The organism is Cellulomonas septica (assembly GCF_012396155.1).
Taxonomy (GTDB): Bacteria; Actinomycetota; Actinomycetes; order Actinomycetales; family Cellulomonadaceae; genus Cellulomonas; species Cellulomonas septica.
In genome coordinates, this window is the sequence record NZ_JAAXOY010000515.1 from 1 (window position 1) to 2,627 (window position 2,627).

Annotated in this window: 2 protein-coding genes and 1 pseudogene; all 3 read left to right on the plus strand. The window is 74.9% G+C overall.

Features of this window, described 5'->3' with window-relative positions:
- Window positions 1-113: 113 nt before the first annotated feature.
- Window positions 114-644, plus strand: a pseudogene (locus tag HGA02_RS15895) (thiamine pyrophosphate-binding protein); the annotation flags it as partial.
- 491 nt (window positions 645-1,135) lie between these two features.
- Entirely contained in the window at window positions 1,136-1,831 is a 696-nt protein-coding gene (locus HGA02_RS15900; protein ID WP_168680053.1) for a response regulator, read from the plus strand.
- 118 nt (window positions 1,832-1,949) lie between these two features.
- Window positions 1,950-2,627: ABC transporter ATP-binding protein (locus HGA02_RS15905; protein ID WP_168680055.1), on the plus strand; the 678-nt coding region annotated here is incomplete at its 3' end.

Consider the following 2,627-nt stretch of genomic DNA (forward strand, 5'->3'; position numbering starts at 1 on the left):
CTGACCGCGCGCTGGCACCGCCGGCTCGACGACGTCCTCGCGGTCGCCGGTGCCCGTGGCCCACGCGGCACCCCGGCGGGCGACACGACCGGCCCGCGCGCGACGTGGACGGCATGATGTCCGACGTGACGACGCAGCCACGCGACCTGAGCCCGGCCACGACGGCCGCACGCGTGCTCGTGCAGGCGCTCGCCACGCTCGGCGTGCGGGACGTCGTGCTCGCCCCCGGGTCCCGCAGCGCACCCCTCGCCTACGCGCTCGCGGACGCCGCCCGTCCCGACGACGAGCGTCCTGCCGGTGCCCCCGCGATCCGCCTGCACGTGCGGATCGACGAGCGGTCCGCCGGCTTCCTGGCCCTGGGGCTCGCGCGTGCCGCGGCGCACGACGAGGACGGTGCCCGGCCCGTCGCCGTCGTCACCACATCAGGCACGGCCGTCGCGAACCTGCACCCCGCGGTCCTCGAGGCGCACCACGCGGGCGTCCCCCTGCTCCTTCTCACGGCGGACCGCCCGCACGAGCTGCGCGGGACCGGCGCCAACCAGACGACCGTGCAGCCCGGGATCTTCGGTGCCGCCGTGCGGCTCGCCGCCGACGTGCCCGCACCGGTCGGCCTGCCCGACGAGGCCCGCGACCTGCGCCACCTCGTCGTGCTCCTGCGGGACGCCGACGACGAGACGGGTGCCGGTCCCGGGGTGCGCACCGAGACGCTCGCGTCCGTCGGCGAGCTCGTCGCGCGCGTGCAGGCGACCGGTGTCGACGTGTCCCTGCGTCGGTCGGGACCGGTCGACGCGCTCACGACGACGGGCGCGGTCGGGCCGCTCGCCCAGCTCGTCGTCTACCGGACGGTCCAGGAGGGCCTCGCGAACGCCGCGCGGCACGCCCCCGGGTCGTCGTGCGTCGTCGACCTCGACGCGCTCGACGACGCGGCCCTCGTCGTCGTCGTCCGCAACGGTCCACCGCCCGCGGGTGCGGACCGGCCGCCGCACGATCCCGGCTACGGGCTCGTGGGGATGCGTGAGCGGGCCGAGGTCACGGGCGCGACGCTCCGCTACGGTCCGACCGGTGACGGTGGCTGGGAGGTGCGCCTCACGGTCCCGCGCGCCGACCTGCCCACGACCGACGGGAGTGCCGCACCATGACCGCGCCGACCGACGGCTCCCCCGACGCGGTCCTGGTCGTCGTCGCCGACGACCAGGCCCTGGTCCGCACCGGGCTCGCCACCATGCTCGGCACCGAGCCCGGCATCGTCGTCGTCGGGCAGGCCGCGGACGGGGCGACCACGGTCGAGCTCGCCCGCACGCTGCGACCCGACGTCGTGTGCATGGACATCCGCATGCCGGGCACGGACGGCATCACCGCCACGCGTGCGCTGTGCGGACCCGACGTCGACGACCCGGTCCCGGTGCTCGTGCTCACGACGTTCGACGTCGACGAGTACCTGTTCGGCGCCCTCGAGGCCGGCGCGTCCGGCTTCCTGCTCAAGGACGCCGAGCCCGAGACGCTGATCGAGGCCGTGCGGTCCGTCGCCGCCGGACACGGCATGCTCGCCAACGCGCTCACCAAGCGCGTGCTGCGCGAGGTCGTGACGCGACGCCGCACCCAGCCGGTGACCGCCGGACGCGCGACCGACCTGCTGACGCCGCGCGAGCTCGACATCCTGCTGCTCCTGGCGCAGGGCATGTCCAACGAGGAGATCGCGACCGCCCTCGTGCTCGAGGTCTCCACGATCAAGTCCCACCTGGCCCGGGCGATGCCCAAGCTCGGCGTGAAGTCCCGCCTGCAGGCGGTCGTCTGGGCGTACCAGAACGGCATCGTCGAGCTCACCGGCTGACGCGGCGGGCGGCCCTGCATCGAAGGATGCAAGCCGCGTGATGCCGTCGCAGGAGGCTCGTGTCCCCCCGCTCCGGATTCCTAGCGTGATGGCGACATCAGCCAGGAGAGGAGCCACCATGACGACCACGGCGACACGGACCGATGTGTCCGTGCAGCTCACGGACGTGCACAAGACCTACCGCGGCGCGACCGAGGTGCACGCGCTGCGCGGCGTCTCGATCACGCTCCGACCCGGATCGCTCACCGCGATCATGGGCCAGTCCGGCTCCGGGAAGTCGACGCTGCTGAACTGCGCGGCGGGCCTCGACGTGCCCACGAGCGGCCGGGTGGTGATCGGCGGACGCGACCTCACCGGCCTCTCCGCCGACGAGCTCACGCGCTTCCGGCGCGACCACGTCGGCTTCGTCTTCCAGGCGTACAACCTCGTCGGGCACCTCACCGTCGCCGAGAACATCCAGCTGCCCGTGCTCCTCGCGGGCCGGGTGCCGGACCTCCGGTGGCAGGCGCAGCTGCTCGCGGCGCTCGGGCTGCACGGCGTCGAGGAGCGCCTGCCCGGGCACCTGTCCGGCGGGCAGGCCCAGCGGGTGGCGATCGCCCGCGCCCTGTTCACGCGTCCCGAGGTCGTCTTCGCGGACGAGCCGACGGGCGCGCTCGACTCGCGCAGCAGCGCGCAGGTGCTCGGCCTCCTGCGGGACACGGCGGCCGCGCTCGGGCAGACGGTCGTGCTCGTCACGCACGACAGCCGCGTGGCCGCGACGGCCGAGCGCGTCGTGCTCATCGCCGACGGCGTCGTC